This is a genomic window from Mycolicibacterium septicum DSM 44393 (assembly GCF_000455325.1).
Taxonomy (GTDB): domain Bacteria; phylum Actinomycetota; class Actinomycetes; order Mycobacteriales; family Mycobacteriaceae; genus Mycobacterium; species Mycobacterium septicum.
The window spans coordinates 1,403,548-1,418,505 of the sequence record NZ_HG322952.1 but is presented as its reverse complement, the minus strand read 5'-3'; the positions used below and the strand labels follow the sequence as shown (position 1 = coordinate 1,418,505).

The window sequence follows — 14,958 nt, the reverse complement described above, 5'->3', positions numbered from 1 at the left end:
ACGCGCCTCAATCCCAGGTATGGACGGGCTCATTACTGTGCATCCGCTGGACATACTCCCGCAACATTTCGGCCAGCGCTTTGGGCCTGGTCAACCCCTGTGATTGCAGCTTCTTCACCGTCGCGACCTGCCAGGTCGATCCGGTCTGCCCGGTCTTGGCGCGGCCCTCGATGACCCCCAGATACCGGTCGCACACTTCCCCTGCCACACCCCAGCGGCGCAGCCCGTCGTGCGCCATCGGGAGCAGCCTGCGCAGCACCAACTCATCGGGCGTCACCTCGCCCAGACCGGGCCAGTACAGCCGGGCGTCCAGACCGTGTTGGGCGCCTTCGACGAAGTTGTGGTGGGCCGCGGCGAAGCTCATCTTGGTCCACAGGGGCCGGTCCTCTTCGGACAGCGTCCGCAGCAGGCCGTAATAGAACGCCGCGTTGGCGAGCATGTCCACCACGGTCGGGCCGGCAGGCAGCACGCGGTTCTCCACACGCAGATGGGGAACGCCGTCCACCACGTCGTACACCGGGCGGTTCCACCGGTAGATGGTCCCGTTGTGCAGCCGCAGCTCGGCGAGCTGAGGTGCCCGGCCCGCCGCGAGCTCGGCGGCCGGATCCTCGTCGGTCAGCTCTGGCAGCAACGACGGGAAGTACCGCACGTTCTCCTCGAACAGATCGAAGATCGAGGTGATCCACCGCTCGCCGAACCAGACGCGTGGGCGCACCCCCTGAGCCTTGAGCTCATCGGGACGGGTGTCGGTGGACTGCGTGAACAGCTCGATGCGGGTCTCGGCCCACAGTTGATGGCCGAAGAAGTACGGCGAGTTGGCGCCGACCGCCAGCTGAGGTCCGGCCAGCACCTGGGCGGCGTTCCAGTTCCGGGCGAAATCGGCGGGGGAGACCTGCAGGTGCAGCTGCATGCTGGTGCATGCGGATTCCGGCGCGATGGACGCCGACTGCAGACTCAGCCGCTCCGGCCCGGAGATGTCGATGGGCATGTCCTCGCCGCGGGCGGTGAAGATCGAGTCGTTGAGCGCCTGATACCGCGTCGACTGGCTCATCCAACCGTCCGACAGATGCTCGGGCATCAGCGTCGGCAGAATGCCGACCATCACGATGTGCGCGCCGTCCTCGCTGGCTTTGACCTCGGCGGCATTGAGGCTGCGCCGCACCTCGTCCTCCAGCTCCAGCGCGGCCCGGCCGGGCAGCGGTCGTGGTGGGACGTTGAATTCGATGTTGTAGGCGCCCAATTCGGTCTGATAGGCCGGATCGGCGATCGAGGCCAGCACCTCTTGGTTGGTCATCGCGGGCTGGTATTCGTTGTCGACGAGGTTGCACTCGATCTCCATGCCGGTGAGCGGGCGCTCGAACTCGAAACTCGACCGGGCCAGCATGGTTTCGAACACGTCGAGGCACAGCTGCACCTTGCGCCGGTACTCCTGCCGGTGCGCGCGGCTGAACTCGGTGTTCTTGACCTCTTCACCCACACCGCGATGCAACAACGCGAACGGCCGCGCGCGCAGCAGAATGGCCAAATGACCTCACCGGTTGAGGACGACCAGGGCGGGCTCGAGCAGGTCTCGCACGCCGATCGCGTCGCGTCGCTGACCGGAGTGCGCGCGGTGGCCGCGCTGACGGTGATGGGAACCCACGCGGCGTACGGCACCGGCCTGCTGTCCCAGGGGTACCTGGGTTTGATGAGCGCCCGCCTCGAGGTGGGGGTGGCGATCTTCTTCGTGCTCTCGGGTCTGTTGCTGTTCCGGCCCTGGGTGCAGGCGGCTGCCTCGGGGGCCGACGCGCCGAGCACCCTGCGCTACGCGCGAAATCGGTTCCGCCGCATCATGCCCGCCTATGTCGTCACGGTCCTCATCGTCTACGGCGTCTACGAACTGCGGCCCGTACAGCCGAATCCCGGGCACACCTGGGCGGGCCTGCTCCGCAACCTGACGCTGACCCAGATCTACAGCGACAACTACTTCACGGACTACCTGCACCAGGGGTTGAGCCAGATGTGGAGCCTGGCGGTGGAGGTCGCGTTCTACGCGGTGCTGCCGCTCATGGCCTACCTGCTGTTGGTGGTGTTGTGTCGCAGACGTTTTCGACCCGCACTGCTGCTCGCCGGGTTGACTGCACTGACCGCGATCAGCCCGCTGTGGTTGGTGCTGCTGCACAACACCGAATGGATGCCGGTCGGCGGTGGGGCATGGCTGCCGCACTATCTGGTCTGGTTCATCGGCGGGATGATGCTCGCCGTGCTGAGCGCGATCGGCGTGCGCTGCTATGCGATGGCGGCGCTGCCCCTGGCACTGGCCTGCTATCTGGTGGTCTCGACCCCGATCGCCGGGATCACCACCGCGGTATCCCTCGACCTGACCGAGGACCTGGCCAAGACGATGTTCTACGCGATCATCGCGGCCCTCGTGGTGGCCCCGCTGGCGCTGGATGGGGACGGCCTCTATGCGCGACTGATGGGCAGCAGGCCGATGGTGTGGCTGGGCGAGATCTCCTACGAGGTCTTCCTGCTGCACGTGGTCGCCATGGACCTGGTGATGGAGTTCGTGCTGGGCTGGAACGTCTACACCGGTTCGGCCACCGTGCTGTTCATCGTGACGTTGGTGGCCACGGTGCCTGCGGCGTGGCTGCTCCATCGGCTGACTCGGCCGCGCGGCTAGTGGCCGGACCGGCACCCGCGCGTCCCGGTGGGGCCACCGCGGCGCCGGACTGGGCGGGTGCAGCGGCAGCGGTCCGGCCGTAATCCTGTTGCGGCGACAGTAGATCGGCGTAGTCGCCGTACTGGGGTGCTTGCTGAGTGGCTTGAGACTGGGCATATGCCTGGCCGTAACCGCTGCGCTGCGACGCATCCGGTTGTGCCACCGCGCCCTGCTGGTAGTACTGCTGCACGGCCTGGTTGTAGTAGTCGAGGTAGGCCTCGTACCCACCGGCGGCATTGGCCGTCGGCGTCTCCGGCGCCAGCCACAGTGCCGCGACGGCCGCCACGGTCTGCAATCCGTTGAGTACCGCGATCGTGGTCAGCACCCACCCCGAGGAGGTCAGGACGTTCGACAAGGCATCGAGAAAACCCGCCGCGGCCAGGATGGCGGTGAGCCATGGGATGGCAGTCTGCTTGGGCAGCAAGCCGATTGCGGCCGCCAGGCCGGCCAGTACGGCGAACCTGACGTGCCAGTCGTTGCCTCCGCCGTCGGCCGACGGTCCGAAACTCACGCAGTAGCCGGCAAGACCCAGCACCACCACCGCGATCGACAGGTTGCGGCTCGGTGAATTGACCACGATCACTCCTTCACATCAGTCGATGCTGTTCGCGGATGCTCTCAGATAACGCATCTCGTCATCGGTGGCGACCATCGTGACCACCGCCGAGCCGGCCTGGGTGCTCACCTTGACCGTGTCGTGTTCGAGCGAGATCAGGTCGAGGACCACGTCGGCCTGATCGGAAGGCCGGGTGTTCGGCGGGGCGAGCGCCATGGTCGTCACCCCGATCCGGACCGATTGCTCTGGTACACCGTCGAACATCTCGACGGTGTAGTTGCGCTCCGCACCGGCCTGGATGGCGCGCCGGTTGAAGTCGGCAACCCACAGCAGGTCATGGCGCCCGACGACCTCGACCATGTCGCGCCAGAACGCGGGCCGCCGGCTGTGCACCAGCACCCGGGCACCCAGGGCCAGCGAGCGCAACACCACCTGCTGGGCCAGATGCAGAGTGCCGACGATCTCGACCCGGCGGATCTGCGGCCCGAACACCGGCAGCGCCACCGCGCGGCCCTCCTGGTCGGCGCCGATCACCTGACCGCAGCCCGAAGCGGGCAGGGCCAGATCACTCAGCGCGTCGCCGCGGAGACCGGACGCCCAGTGCTCGATGTGGCGGGCGCCGGGAACCTCCGGGATCGGAAGCGTCGCAGCGAGCGCGGAAAACTGCTGACCGTGCAGCGGGACGAGCCCGCGCAACTGGGTGGGGACGCGCACGTCGCTGTCGAAGCGGACGAGTCCACGGACCTGGACCAGATCGTCGTCGGCGCCGTGATCGGGGGCCTCACGCAGCGACAGGCACACCGTGGTGGAGTAGCTGGGCACGGTCCACAACAGCCCGAGCCCGGCCGTGGTCAGCATGTTCGGCTGCACGGCGAAGCTGGACAGGCGGAAGTGGCCTTCTCTGCAGTCCTCCCAGGTCTCCTCGACGGTGCCGAGGTTGACGCCGTCGCTGAGCTGGTTGGTGGCCGCCGCGATGCCGCTCGCCGACAGGAACTGGGGCTGCAGGCCCGCCTCGGCCAGCCGATTGGCGACGCGCCGGGTCGCGGTGGTGGCGGCGCGCAGGATGCCGTCGCGGTCGCCGCCACGGCGCCGCACCGCCTCCGCGCAGCGCGACGGGTTGAACCGCACGGCAATCCACACGGTGCGCTGGGCGATCGCGGGCAGTGGGCCCAGCACGGAGTCGTAGACGGCGGCGACGTCGGTGTGACCGGCCGAGCGGGCGCCCTGGCTGATGATGTCGATGGACTCGAGCGTGATGTCGAACTGGCGCAGGCAGTCCAGCAGGGCCTGCACCGGAACCATCTCGCCGGAAACGGTGACCCCCGGCTCCAAAACCGTCAGAGCCCTGGGGTTTTCGTCGATCTTGAGCAACGACAGCAAAGTCGAACCGTTCCAACGGAATCCGATCTGCAGTCCGTCGGGTGTCGGTACGTCGAACGGCTCGGTCGGCAGGGAAGCCGGCGCGGACTTGCCGGTGCGTCGCCGCCGATGGCGCAGAAACCTCCCGCGCAGCGCCAGCGCCCGCGGTGCCGTCGTACCCCGGACGACCGGAGCAACCAGCAGCAACGCCACCACCAGACCCGCCACCGCACCCTGCCAGCCGGGCCGGTCCAGTAGCTGGGCGCCGACGATGCCGACGACGACGACAATTTGCAGGACGATCAGGTCGACCAGGGGAAAGAGCCGCTGCGGGCCAGTATCACCGGCGGTGACGAGCTTTGCTGCGAAAGTCAATGGACGCATCGCTTTTCGGATAGGCGCTCGGACTTCATCTCGAGGTGGTGCGGACGTGCTAAACACTACGCATGCCAGCGCAAGTTACCACTCGCGCACAGGTGAACGGCTACCGTTTCCTGATCCGCCGCCTTGAGCACGCGCTCATCCGGGGCGATTCGCGGATGATCCACGATCCGATGCGCGGCCAGATGCGGGCACTGATCGTGGGGGCGGTGATCGCCGTCCTGATCACGGGCGCCGCGGCTGTCATGGCGTTCTTCAAGCCCGCGCCCAACATCGGCGACGCGCAGATCGTGCTGAGCAAGTCCAGCGGTGCGCCGTTCGTCCGGATCGGGGACCAGATCCACCCCGTGCTGAACCTGGCGTCGGCCCGGCTGATCGTCGGCAAGAACGACAGCCCCAAGCAGGTCGACGACAAGTTCCTCGACGTCGTACCGCGCGGACCCATGGTCGGCATCGTCGGTGCACCGGCCAGTATCAACCGCGGCGACGACTTGGCGTTGTCGTCGTGGACCGTCTGCGACAACCTGCTGATGCCGGCCGTCACCGAAACCACCGGCACGCCCAGCCTGCAGACCACGGTGCTGGCCAACGATCCGGTGCTCGACGGCGGTATCCGGCCGGTCGATTCCGCAGAGGCCGTCCTCACCGAGACCGGCGGGACGACGTACCTGGTCTACCGGGGCGTACGCGCCCCGATCGATGTGTCGGATCCGGTTCTGGTCAACGGACTTCACCTGCAGGGTGCGGCCACCCGGCCGATGTCGTTGGCCCTGCTCAACACCTTCCCACTGGTCGACCCGATCACTCCGGTGCAGATCCAGGGGTCGGGGGAGCCCGGTCCGTTGGGGCCGGACCATCCGGTCGGCGCCATCGTCAAATCCGTCGACTCCCGCGGTGAACAGCTCTACGTCGTGTTGCGCGAAGGTCTGCAGCCTGTCTCGCAGGCCACCGCCGACATCATCCGCTACAGCGCGTCCGGCGAGGTGGCCACCGGAGAGATCGATGACATCGCGCCCGCGACGCTGGCCGAGGTGCCGACCGTGCACAAGTTGGCGATCGACCACTACCCACTGGTTTCGCCCCGGATCGTGCCGCCGAATCCGGACCGGGTGGTGTGCATGGGCTGGCAGCGGTCCAACACCGACGCCGGTGCGAATGTGCGGCTGCTGGTCGGTCACCGGCTGCCGACCGCCGAAGGCGCGCAGATGGTTCGGCTGGCCAGTGCCGACGGCAGCGGGCCCGGGGCGGACTCGGTGTACCTGACCCCGGGTGCCGGCGAGTATGTGCAGGCCACCGGCAGTGATCCGGACAGCCGCTCGACGGGGCAGCTGTTCTACGTCTCGGATACCGGAGTGCGGTACCACATCAAGGATTTGCCGACCGCCGAGGTGCTCGGGGTCAGCGGCGTCAAGATTCCCGACGGTCCGGCCAACGCACCGCAGTGGGCACCGTGGCCGGTGTTGTCGTTGTTGCCGGCCGGGCCGGAGCTGTCCCAGGAGGCGGCCCTGGTCGCCCATGACGGCATGGCCGCCGACCCGGACAGCAGCAAGGTGTCGACCCGCTAAAGGCGCATCTCGCGGAAGAACGCGTAGACGCGAATGATCCAGAAGCACAGCGGGAAAAGCGATCCCACGGCGATGTATTCGAGTATCTCGACCTGACGCCGCATCACCGGGGAGAACTCGCGCAGCGGTGCGACCAGCCCGCACGCCAGGATCAGGACCATCAGGGCGAGCAGCACGACCACGGCGCGGGCCTCCCAGCCCTCGACGTTCACCGCGGTCTTGAGGACCACGGCGACGGCGATGGTCAGCCCGCTGCCGATCAGTGTCGCCGACTGCACCAGGTCGTGGTGGCCACGGCCGCGCAGACACAGCACCGTCGCCACCATCATGGCGAAAACGGTGCCCTGCCAGTAGAACCCGTTGCTGATGTCTGCCGCCAGATAACAGCCGACCAGGGCCGCGACGGCGGCGGCGACGAGAATGCCGGTGAGGTGCTGATTGGCCCGCCGGACGCGGCTGATCAGATCTTCCTCGGTCGGGATGATCTGTTTGCCGATGGCATTGACGCCTTCGACAGTTGTGCCGCCCTGGGTCTCGATGTCATCGAGCGGCTCGCCTGCCGTCGGCACCCGGGGGATCGGCAGTTTCGACAGCCCGATCGTCACCCGCGGAGCGAGGTAGACGACGATAACGGCCGCGGTCGCGAGCAAAGCCCCCACCGTCCGGATGGGCGGCTGCCACAGCAACATTGCCGTGGAACTGACGCCACCGAAAGTGCACGCCGCGATGATCGCGGTGTACACGGCGGATCCGCTTCCGGAGATCAGGAGCACGAGCAGTGCGCCGAACGCGGTCAGGGCGAACGACATCGGCAGGGAGGTGGTGCCGGATCCGTCGGGCACCAGGTACAGCGAGCCGGCGAAGACCAGCGGCGTCGACACCGCGGCGATCCAGGCCGACGTGCCGGTGGCGGCCGGCCGGTGCGCCACCAGGCAGGCCAGCAGCACCCCCATCGCGCCGAGGGCGAGCACTGCCGCGGGCACCGCGGGTTGGGCGGCCCAATGGGCCAGCACGCCCGCCAGCGTGACCGCGGCGGCCGCGGTGACACCGAAGCCGGCCAACACGTTGGCGTTGTCCGTGAACCAGCTCCGCACGGCCCCGGCCCCTGGGCTCTGGGTGTCGTCGACGTCGTCGAACAGCAACGGGCTGACCGGCTGGCCCGCCGCGCAGATCATCAACAGGTCGCCGTCGTAGACCCCTGCTTCGCCGAGCGACAGGTGCGGGGCGATCGGTTCGCCGCCGAGCGGGGCCAATGTCCACTGCCCGTCAGCGGCGGCGAACTCGACGATCGCCTCATTCGCGGTGATCTGTTCATTCGCGATATCGATGACATCGGGGATGTATTGGGCGATGCTGACGTGTGCAGGCAGCCCGACGTCGATGTTCAGTTCGCCGACCACCAGGGTCAGTCGGCTCAGTTCCGGTTCGGCTTCGAGGTCTGGCTCAAGTAGGGTCACAATCCAGTCGGCCTCCTGCGCAATGGGATTGCTCGACACGAACAATACCCAGCATCCGGCTCCAGCAGCTTCCGGGGAGGGAAGGTTGAGTACGCAGGGGTTCGTCCGCCGCCTTCGGGTGGCACCGCCGCGGATGCCCGGCGGCGAGGTCAACCTGGCGCCACCGCCCGAGGTGCCGCGCGCGATCCCGGGAAACCTGATGATGCGGCTGATGCCGTTCGTGATGCTGGTCGCGGTGATCGGCATGATCGCGCTGATGATCACGGTCGGTGGCCGCGACATGGCCAGAAGCCCGATGTTCCTGCTCTTCCCGATGATGATGATCATGTCGATGGTCGGCATGTTCATGGGCGGCGGGAACCGCAATGGCAAAGCCGCCGCCGAGCTCAACGAGGAACGCAAGGACTACTTCAGTTATCTCGCCAATCTTCGCGAGGAAGCCGACACCACCGGAGCCGAACAACGCACCGCGCTGGAATGGAGCCATCCCGACCCGCGGGCGCTGACCGATGTCGTCGGTACCCGGCGCATGTGGGAGCGGCGGCCCAGCGATGCGGATTACTGCCACATCCGGGTCGGTATCGGGACCCACCGGCTGGCGACGCGGTTGATGGCGCCCGAGACCGGCCCGCCCGAGGACCTGGAACCGGTGTCGACGGTGGCGCTGCGCCGGTTCGTCAAGACCCATTCGGTGGTGCACGCGCTGCCGACCGCGGTGTCGCTGCGCGCGTTCCCCACCATCACCTTCGAAGGCGAGCGCAGGCTCGCGCAGCAGCTGGTGCGGTCGATGGTGTTGGAACTGTGCACCTTTCACGGGCCCGACCACGTGCAGGTGGCCATTGTCACCGCCAACCCGGACGGTGAGAACTGGAGCTGGGTCAAATGGCTGCCGCACGCGCAGCACGCGGTGACCCGCGACGGCATGGGTTCGATGCGGTTGCTGTTCCCCACGCTCGAGCTGATGGAGACGGCACTGTCTTCGGAGTTGGCCGAACGCGGTCGCTTCACGCGTAACTCGCAGCCGACGCAGGGGCTCAAGCAGCTGGTCGTCGTGCTGGACGACGGATTCGTGACCGGCGACGAGCAGTTGATCACCGATGCCGGGCTGGACAGCGTGACGCTGCTCGACCTGAACGGCCTGCGTGCCGGGGCGTCTGCCCGGCGCAGCCTCCAACTGGTCGTCGAGGGTGACGACGTGGCCGCGCGGACCGCCGTCGGTGTGGAACGGTTCGCGACCCCGGACACCATCACCATTCCCGAGGCCGAGACCACGGCGCGGCGGATCGGTCGCTACCGGCCGGCGAACGCCGCGCACATCGTCAGCCTGGAGGCCGATTCGAGGGCTGTCGACCCAGGACTGATGGCACTGCTGAAGATTCCCGACGCCGCCGGCATCGTGCCCGAACAGATTTGGCGGCAGCGGTCCCCGCGGGAGCGGCTGCGGGTGCCGATCGGTATCACCCCCAACGGGCAGCCCATCGAACTCGACATCAAGGAGGCCGCCGAGGGCGGCATGGGCCCGCACGGGCTGTGCATCGGTGCCACCGGGTCGGGCAAGTCGGAATTCCTGCGCACGCTGGTGCTGTCGATGATCACGTCGCACTCACCCGAGCAGCTCAACCTGGTGCTGGTCGACTTCAAGGGCGGCGCCACGTTCCTCGGTCTGGACGGGATCGCCCACATCGCGGCGATCATCACCAACCTCGAAGACGAGCTGACCATGGTGGACCGCATGCGGGACGCGCTGGCCGGTGAGATGAACCGCCGCCAGGAGCTGCTGCGCTCCGCCGGAAATTTCCCCAACGTCACCGAATACGAGCGGGCCCGCGCGGCGGGCGCCGACCTCGAACCGCTTCCCGCACTGTTCATCGTGGTCGACGAATTCTCCGAACTGCTGTCCCAGAAGCCGGATTTCGCCGAGCTGTTCGTGATGATCGGCCGGTTGGGCCGCTCGCTGCACATGCACCTGCTGCTGGCCTCGCAGCGGCTGGAGGAGGGCAAGCTGCGCGGCCTGGACTCGCACCTGTCCTACCGGATCGGTCTCAAGACGTTCTCGGCAGGCGAGTCGCGCAGCGTGCTCGGTGTGCCCGATGCCTACCACCTGCCCAGCGTTCCAGGGTCGGCATTCCTGAAATGCGATGCCTCCGAACCGATCCGGTTCAACGCGTGCTACGTCTCGGGAGAGTACGTCAAGCCGCGGATATCGGCCCGCACCGGCCGGGTGGCCCAGTTGGGCGCGCTGGCGCCCAAGCTGTTCACCGCCACACCGGTGAAGAAGGACGCGGTGCCGGCGAGGGTGGCGGTGCCTTCGGAGCTACCAGAGGCAGAGCCGGTCAGTTCCGGTCCGACCAAGACCACGCTGCTCGACATGGTGGTCAGCCGGCTGCGCGGCCATGGCAGGCTCGCCCACGAGGTGTGGCTGCCGCCGCTCGACGACAGTCCCGCGGTGAACGAACTTCTGCCAGAATCGGATTGGTCGGCACCGCAGAACCTCAACGGCCGCTTGTGGATGCCGATGGGTGTGGTGGACCGGCCTTACGATCAGCGTCGCGATGTGCTCATGGTCGACCTGTCCGGCGCCCAGGGCAACGTGGCCGTAGTCGGTGGGCCGCAGTCGGGCAAGTCCACCACGCTGCGCACATTGATCTTGGCCGCGGCTGCCACGCACACCCCTGAGCAGTTGCAGTTCTACTGCCTGGACTTCGGCGGCGGCACCCTGACCAGCCTGGCGAAACTGCCGCACGTCGGCGGGGTGGCGGGCCGCATGGACGCCGACGCCATCCGGCGCACCGTGGCCGAGGTGGCCGGCGTGCTGCGGAGCCGCGAGCAACTGTTCCGCGAACTCGGCATCGAATCCATGCGCGACTTCCGCCAGCGCAAGGCCAAGGGCGAGGTGAGCCAGGACAAATTCGGCGACGTGGTGCTGGTCATCGACGGCTGGGCATCGATCAAGAGCGACTTCGAGTTGCTCGATCCGGTGATCCAGTCCCTGGCCATCCAGGGTCTGTCCTACGGCGTGCACCTGGCCATCACGGCGTCGCGGTGGATGGAGATCCGGCCGGCGGTCAAGGACATGCTCGGTACCCGCGTCGAGCTCCGCCTGGGCGACCCGATCGACAGCGAGGTGGCACGCCGCTCCGCCGAACTGGTGCCGATCGGGCGGCCCGGTCGCGGTATCAACTCCGAGCGCCTGCACATCCTGATCGGGTTGCCCCGACTGGATTCCAGTTCGGAGGTGGAGGATCTGCCCGCCGGGGTGGCCGGGGCCGTCGAGGCGGTGCGTGCCCACTACCAGGACCGGGAGGCGCCGAAGGTGCGGATGCTCCCGCACGACGTGAACCGCGACGACGTCGTACGCGCGGCCCGCGATTCCGGCCAACTCAGCAAGGCCCGGATCGCGATCGGCATCAACGAGGAAGAGCTCGCCCCCGTGGTTCTGGATTTCGATTCGCAACCGCACCTGGTGGCCTTCGCCGATACCGAATGCGGAAAGACCGGTCTGCTGCGCAACATTGCCGCCGGTGTCATGGAGAACGCCAGCCCGGTGGAGGCCAAGATCATCCTGGTCGACTTCCGTCGTTCGATGCTGGGCGTCGTGCCCGACGAATACCTCGGCGGCTACGCCACGGCCCCGCAGTCGTGCACCGATCTGATGACGGCACTGGCCGGTGCCCTGAAAGATCGCCTGCCGCCCAACGACATCACCCAGCAGCAACTCAAGGAACGGTCCTGGTGGTCGGGCCCGGACCTGTTCGTGATGATCGACGACTACGACCTGATCCCCGGTGGTTCGCTGAGCCATCCGCTCGGACCGCTGGTCGAATACCTGCCGCAGGCCCGCGACATCGGGCTGCGCGTCGTGGTCACCCGCCGCAGCGGCGGGGCCGGGCGGGCGATGATGGACCCGATCGTCGGACGTCTGAAAGACCTGTCCTGCAACGGCTTGGTGATGAGCGGAAGCAGAGACGAGGGCGGCCTGTTCGGCGGGCACAAGGCCAGCGCCATGCCTCCCGGTCGCGGCATGCTGGTCTCGCGGACCACTCGTAGCGGCGTGGTGCAACTGTCCCGGATGCCCGACCTGTGACCGGCGTCGAGGAGCTTCGCTCGGTGCACGTGGTGTCCGCGGCACCCGAGGCGTTGCGGGTGTCTGTGGTCGGCGGGCGCACCCAACTCGATGTCGCGCTGCCGGCCGACGTCCCGGTGGCCGCGTTCCTTCCGGAACTGGCCCGGTTGATCAAGTCCCGGGACGACGAGCGCAGTGACGACATGGCCGATCGGGACGAGCGACGGACGTTCTGGGTGCTCAGCCGCGCGGGCCGGGCTGGCAGCGGTGTGCTGGAACCCGACCGGACCCTGCGCGAAGCCGGGGTGAAAAACGGTGAGCTGTTGCGTCTCTCGGCTCGTCAGGCGTTGTCGCCGCCCACGTTGTACGACGACGTGGTGGACGCGGCGGCCCGGCTGAACCGCGCGTCCTACGCGGCGTGGAGCGCCACCGCGGCGCGGATGATGGCCTTCGCGGGGTTGTGGCTGTGCGCGGCCTTGTGGGTCGTTCTCCTGCTCGCCCCCGGGTTGTCGGCGCACCGGCCGCTGATACTGGTCTCCGCGGCCCTGATGACGGTGGCGCTGGTCGGCGCAGCCGCACTCGTGCGCCGAGCGCTCGGCAGGGGCGACATCGCCGCAGCGGTCGGCCCGCCGGTGATCGCGGTGGGCGTCGCCGCGGGCTGGGTGCTCGCGGCCCCGCACGGTGAGGTCGGCCTGGCGGTCGGGAGCGCAGTGTTGTTGGTGCTCACGGTGATATGTCACCGCGTGATCGGAGCCGGCCACTGGACCTACGTCGCGGCGGCGGTGCTGCTGGGCTTCGGTACGGCGGCATTCGCGGCCAGGGCGCTGGGCGTGCCGATCCCGGTGGTGGCTGCGGTCACCGCCGTGGTGGCGGTGTTCGGGTGTCTGGCGGTGCCGGTGCTGACGGCACGGCTTGACCAGTACCCGGTGGCCTCGGACGACGCCGCGCGCACGGACGACCCATTCACGACGGGGGCGCTCCAGGCCCCGGCGGCAACCCCGATGCCGAGCGCGGAACAGGTGTGGGACCGGGTGCAGTCGGCGGTGCTGACCCGCTCCGGCCTGCTGGCCGGGTCGGCAACCACCGCATTGATCAGCGCCACCGCATTGATGCGGGTCGACACGGGTTGGGCGGCATTCGCTTTCGCCCTCGTCTGTGCTGCGGTTCCGGCCCTGCGAAGCCGCCGGGCGACGACCTGGCCGGAACGCGCCGCGCTCGCCGTGCCTGCCGTGATGCTGGTGCTGGTGGCCTGTGTGCAAGCCCAGACCGGGGCCTGGTCGTTGCAGCTCGCCGGCGTCGTCGTACTCGCGGTGCTGGTGGTGGGCGGGGTCGCCGCCTCCTACGCTCATCGGATCCGGAGCGTCGCGGTGTATCTCGAGTATCTGGCCGTGGCCGCGGTGATCCCACTCGCGTTGTGGCCGCTCGGACTGTACGAACGGCTGGGCGGCTAATGACCGCCCGGCGGTACGCGGCGGTGGCGACGGTCGTCCTGACGGTGGCGCTGGCGGGCTTCGGCGCGCCGCCTGCCGGTGCGGTGGCGCCGCCCGTCGTCGAACCCGGTCCGCCCCCGAACGGGCCTGTCGCGCCGGCTCAGCCGACCGAGCAGAAGGCGATCTGCGGAGTCCCCACCGGCGTACTCCCGGGAACTGACTTCACCAAGCAGACCAGCGCGGAGGCAATGCTCGAATACCGCAGGGCATGGCGCTTTTCGCGGGGCGCCGGGCAGAAGGTGGCGGTGATCGACACCGGCGTCAACCGTCATCCCCGGCTTCCCGCGCTCGAACCGGGCGGCGACTATGTGTCGAACAGCGACGGCCTGGTCGACTGCGACGCGCACGGCACCCTGGTCGCCGGAATCATCGGTGCGGCCCCCGTCGACGGTGACAGCTTCGCCGGGGTGGCCCCCGAGGCCTCGATCCTGTCGATCCGGCAGAACAGTGGAGCCTTCAGCGTCGCGGGCACGAGCAGCAGCCAGAACGACGACCCCAACGCGACGTCGATCGGTTACGGCAATACGCACACTTTGGCGCTCGCGATCGCTCGGGCGGTGGACCTCGGTGCCACGGTGATCAACCTGTCGGAGGTGGCCTGCGCGCCGGTTTCGGCCGGAATGGACGACCGGGAACTCGGGCTTGCGGTGCGCTACGCCTACGAACGCAATGTCGTGGTGGTGGCTGCGGCGGGAAACTTCAACTCCCAGAGCATGTGCAAGGCACAGAACAACATGAACGATCCGAACCAGCCCCTGCACACCGGCTGGGACAGCGTCAGCACCATTGCCAGCCCGGCCTGGTTCTCCGACTACGTGCTGACCGTCGGCGCCGTGACGACCTCGGCCACCCCTGCCGACTTCAGCCTGCACGGGCCATGGGTGGCGGTGGCCGCCCCGGGCGAACGGGTCACCTCGTTGGACGCCGGTGGTCCTGGTCTGAGCAACGCACAACTCGGCCAGCAGGGGCTGGCCCCACTCAACGGCACGAGCTTCGCGGCGCCGTTCGTCTCGGGTGTGGTGGCGCTGATCCGGTCGCGTTACCCGGGCCTGACCGCGGGTGAGGTCAAGGATCTGGTCGAACGGACGGCCCGCACCCCGGGGAATGGACCCAACCAGGCCACGGGTTATGGAGTCGTGGACCCAGTCGCGGCACTGACCTACCAGCTCACGCCTGGGGTCGACGGCCGCGATGTCACTGCCGCTTCACCGATCAGCGGGCCGCCGCAACCCGACCCGGGTAATGTGCGGGCGCGCAGGATCGTCTTCACCGTCACCGCGGCGTGTCTTGCGTTGATGGTGGCGGCGGTGGCGGTGGCTGCTGCCCGGCGGCGGACCAGGTGAGTTAGGGGAAAGATGCCGGACGAGAATCGGCCGATCGGCGAGC

General features: G+C 68.3%; 9 protein-coding genes. 5 read left to right on the top strand and 4 right to left on the bottom strand.

Annotated features, from left to right (window positions below; translation table 11 throughout):
• Positions 1–7: 7 nt before the first annotated feature.
• Positions 8–1,477 carry a glutamate-cysteine ligase family protein gene (locus TX88_RS26615; RefSeq protein WP_044522054.1) on the bottom strand — a complete coding sequence of 490 codons (1,470 nt, stop codon included), beginning with the start codon at positions 1,475–1,477 and terminating at the stop codon, positions 8–10.
• Between the two features lie 48 nt (positions 1,478–1,525).
• On the opposite strand from TX88_RS26615, the gene TX88_RS26610 reads away from it, so the two are divergent.
• Positions 1,526–2,662: an acyltransferase family protein gene (locus TX88_RS26610; protein ID WP_044521228.1), complete on the top strand. Its 1,137-nt coding sequence runs from the start codon at positions 1,526–1,528 to the stop codon at positions 2,660–2,662.
• On the opposite strand, the gene TX88_RS26605 is transcribed toward TX88_RS26610, so the two are convergent.
• Together TX88_RS26605 and eccE are read right to left on the bottom strand one after the other, a co-directional pair.
• Entirely contained in the window at positions 2,592–3,278 is a 687-nt protein-coding gene (locus TX88_RS26605; protein WP_162563212.1) for a DUF5336 domain-containing protein, read from the bottom strand. The two genes, TX88_RS26610 and TX88_RS26605, sit on opposite strands and share 71 nt — an antisense overlap.
• A 15-nt stretch (positions 3,279–3,293) precedes the next feature.
• Positions 3,294–5,000, bottom strand: a complete 1,707-nt coding sequence (gene eccE, locus TX88_RS26600) for a type VII secretion protein EccE (protein ID WP_044521220.1) — start codon at positions 4,998–5,000, stop codon at positions 3,294–3,296.
• A gap of 62 nt (positions 5,001–5,062) precedes the next feature.
• On the opposite strand from eccE, the gene eccB reads away from it, so the two are divergent.
• Complete coding sequence (eccB, locus tag TX88_RS26595) at positions 5,063–6,562, top strand: type VII secretion protein EccB (RefSeq protein WP_044521219.1); 1,500 nt, start codon at positions 5,063–5,065, stop codon at positions 6,560–6,562.
• On the opposite strand, the gene eccD (TX88_RS26590) is transcribed toward eccB, so the two are convergent.
• Positions 6,559–8,019, bottom strand: a complete 1,461-nt coding sequence (gene eccD, locus TX88_RS26590) for a type VII secretion integral membrane protein EccD (protein WP_044522053.1) — start codon at positions 8,017–8,019, stop codon at positions 6,559–6,561. The genes eccB and eccD (TX88_RS26590) overlap by 4 nt on opposite strands.
• Positions 8,020–8,104: 85 nt before the next feature.
• Here eccD (TX88_RS26590) and TX88_RS26585 point away from each other — a divergent pair, with 85 nt between their 5' ends.
• The 3 genes from TX88_RS26585 to mycP are packed head-to-tail and all read left to right on the top strand — an operon-like array spanning position 8,105 to position 14,915.
• Positions 8,105–12,103 carry a type VII secretion protein EccC gene (locus TX88_RS26585; RefSeq protein ID WP_044521217.1) on the top strand — a complete coding sequence of 1,333 codons (3,999 nt, stop codon included), beginning with the start codon at positions 8,105–8,107 and terminating at the stop codon, positions 12,101–12,103.
• Positions 12,100–13,533 carry a type VII secretion integral membrane protein EccD gene (gene eccD / locus TX88_RS26580; protein WP_049925399.1) on the top strand — a complete coding sequence of 478 codons (1,434 nt, stop codon included), beginning with the start codon at positions 12,100–12,102 and terminating at the stop codon, positions 13,531–13,533. The genes TX88_RS26585 and eccD (TX88_RS26580) overlap by 4 nt, the downstream gene beginning before the upstream one ends.
• Positions 13,533–14,915, top strand: coding sequence for a type VII secretion-associated serine protease mycosin (mycP, locus tag TX88_RS26575; RefSeq protein WP_044521215.1), 1,383 nt, complete (start codon positions 13,533–13,535; stop codon positions 14,913–14,915). Before eccD (TX88_RS26580) ends, mycP begins: the two co-directional genes overlap by 1 nt.
• Positions 14,916–14,958: the final 43 nt, after the last annotated feature.

Coding starts and splice junctions, on each gene's coding strand:
- TX88_RS26610 (WP_044521228.1), top strand. CDS start 1,526: ATGACCTCACCGGTTGAGGACGACCAGGGCGGGCTCGAGCAGGTCTCG.
- eccE (WP_044521220.1), bottom strand. CDS start 5,000: ATGCGTCCATTGACTTTCGCAGCAAAGCTCGTCACCGCCGGTGATACT.
- eccB (WP_044521219.1), top strand. CDS start 5,063: ATGCCAGCGCAAGTTACCACTCGCGCACAGGTGAACGGCTACCGTTTC.
- mycP (WP_044521215.1), top strand. CDS start 13,533: ATGACCGCCCGGCGGTACGCGGCGGTGGCGACGGTCGTCCTGACGGTG.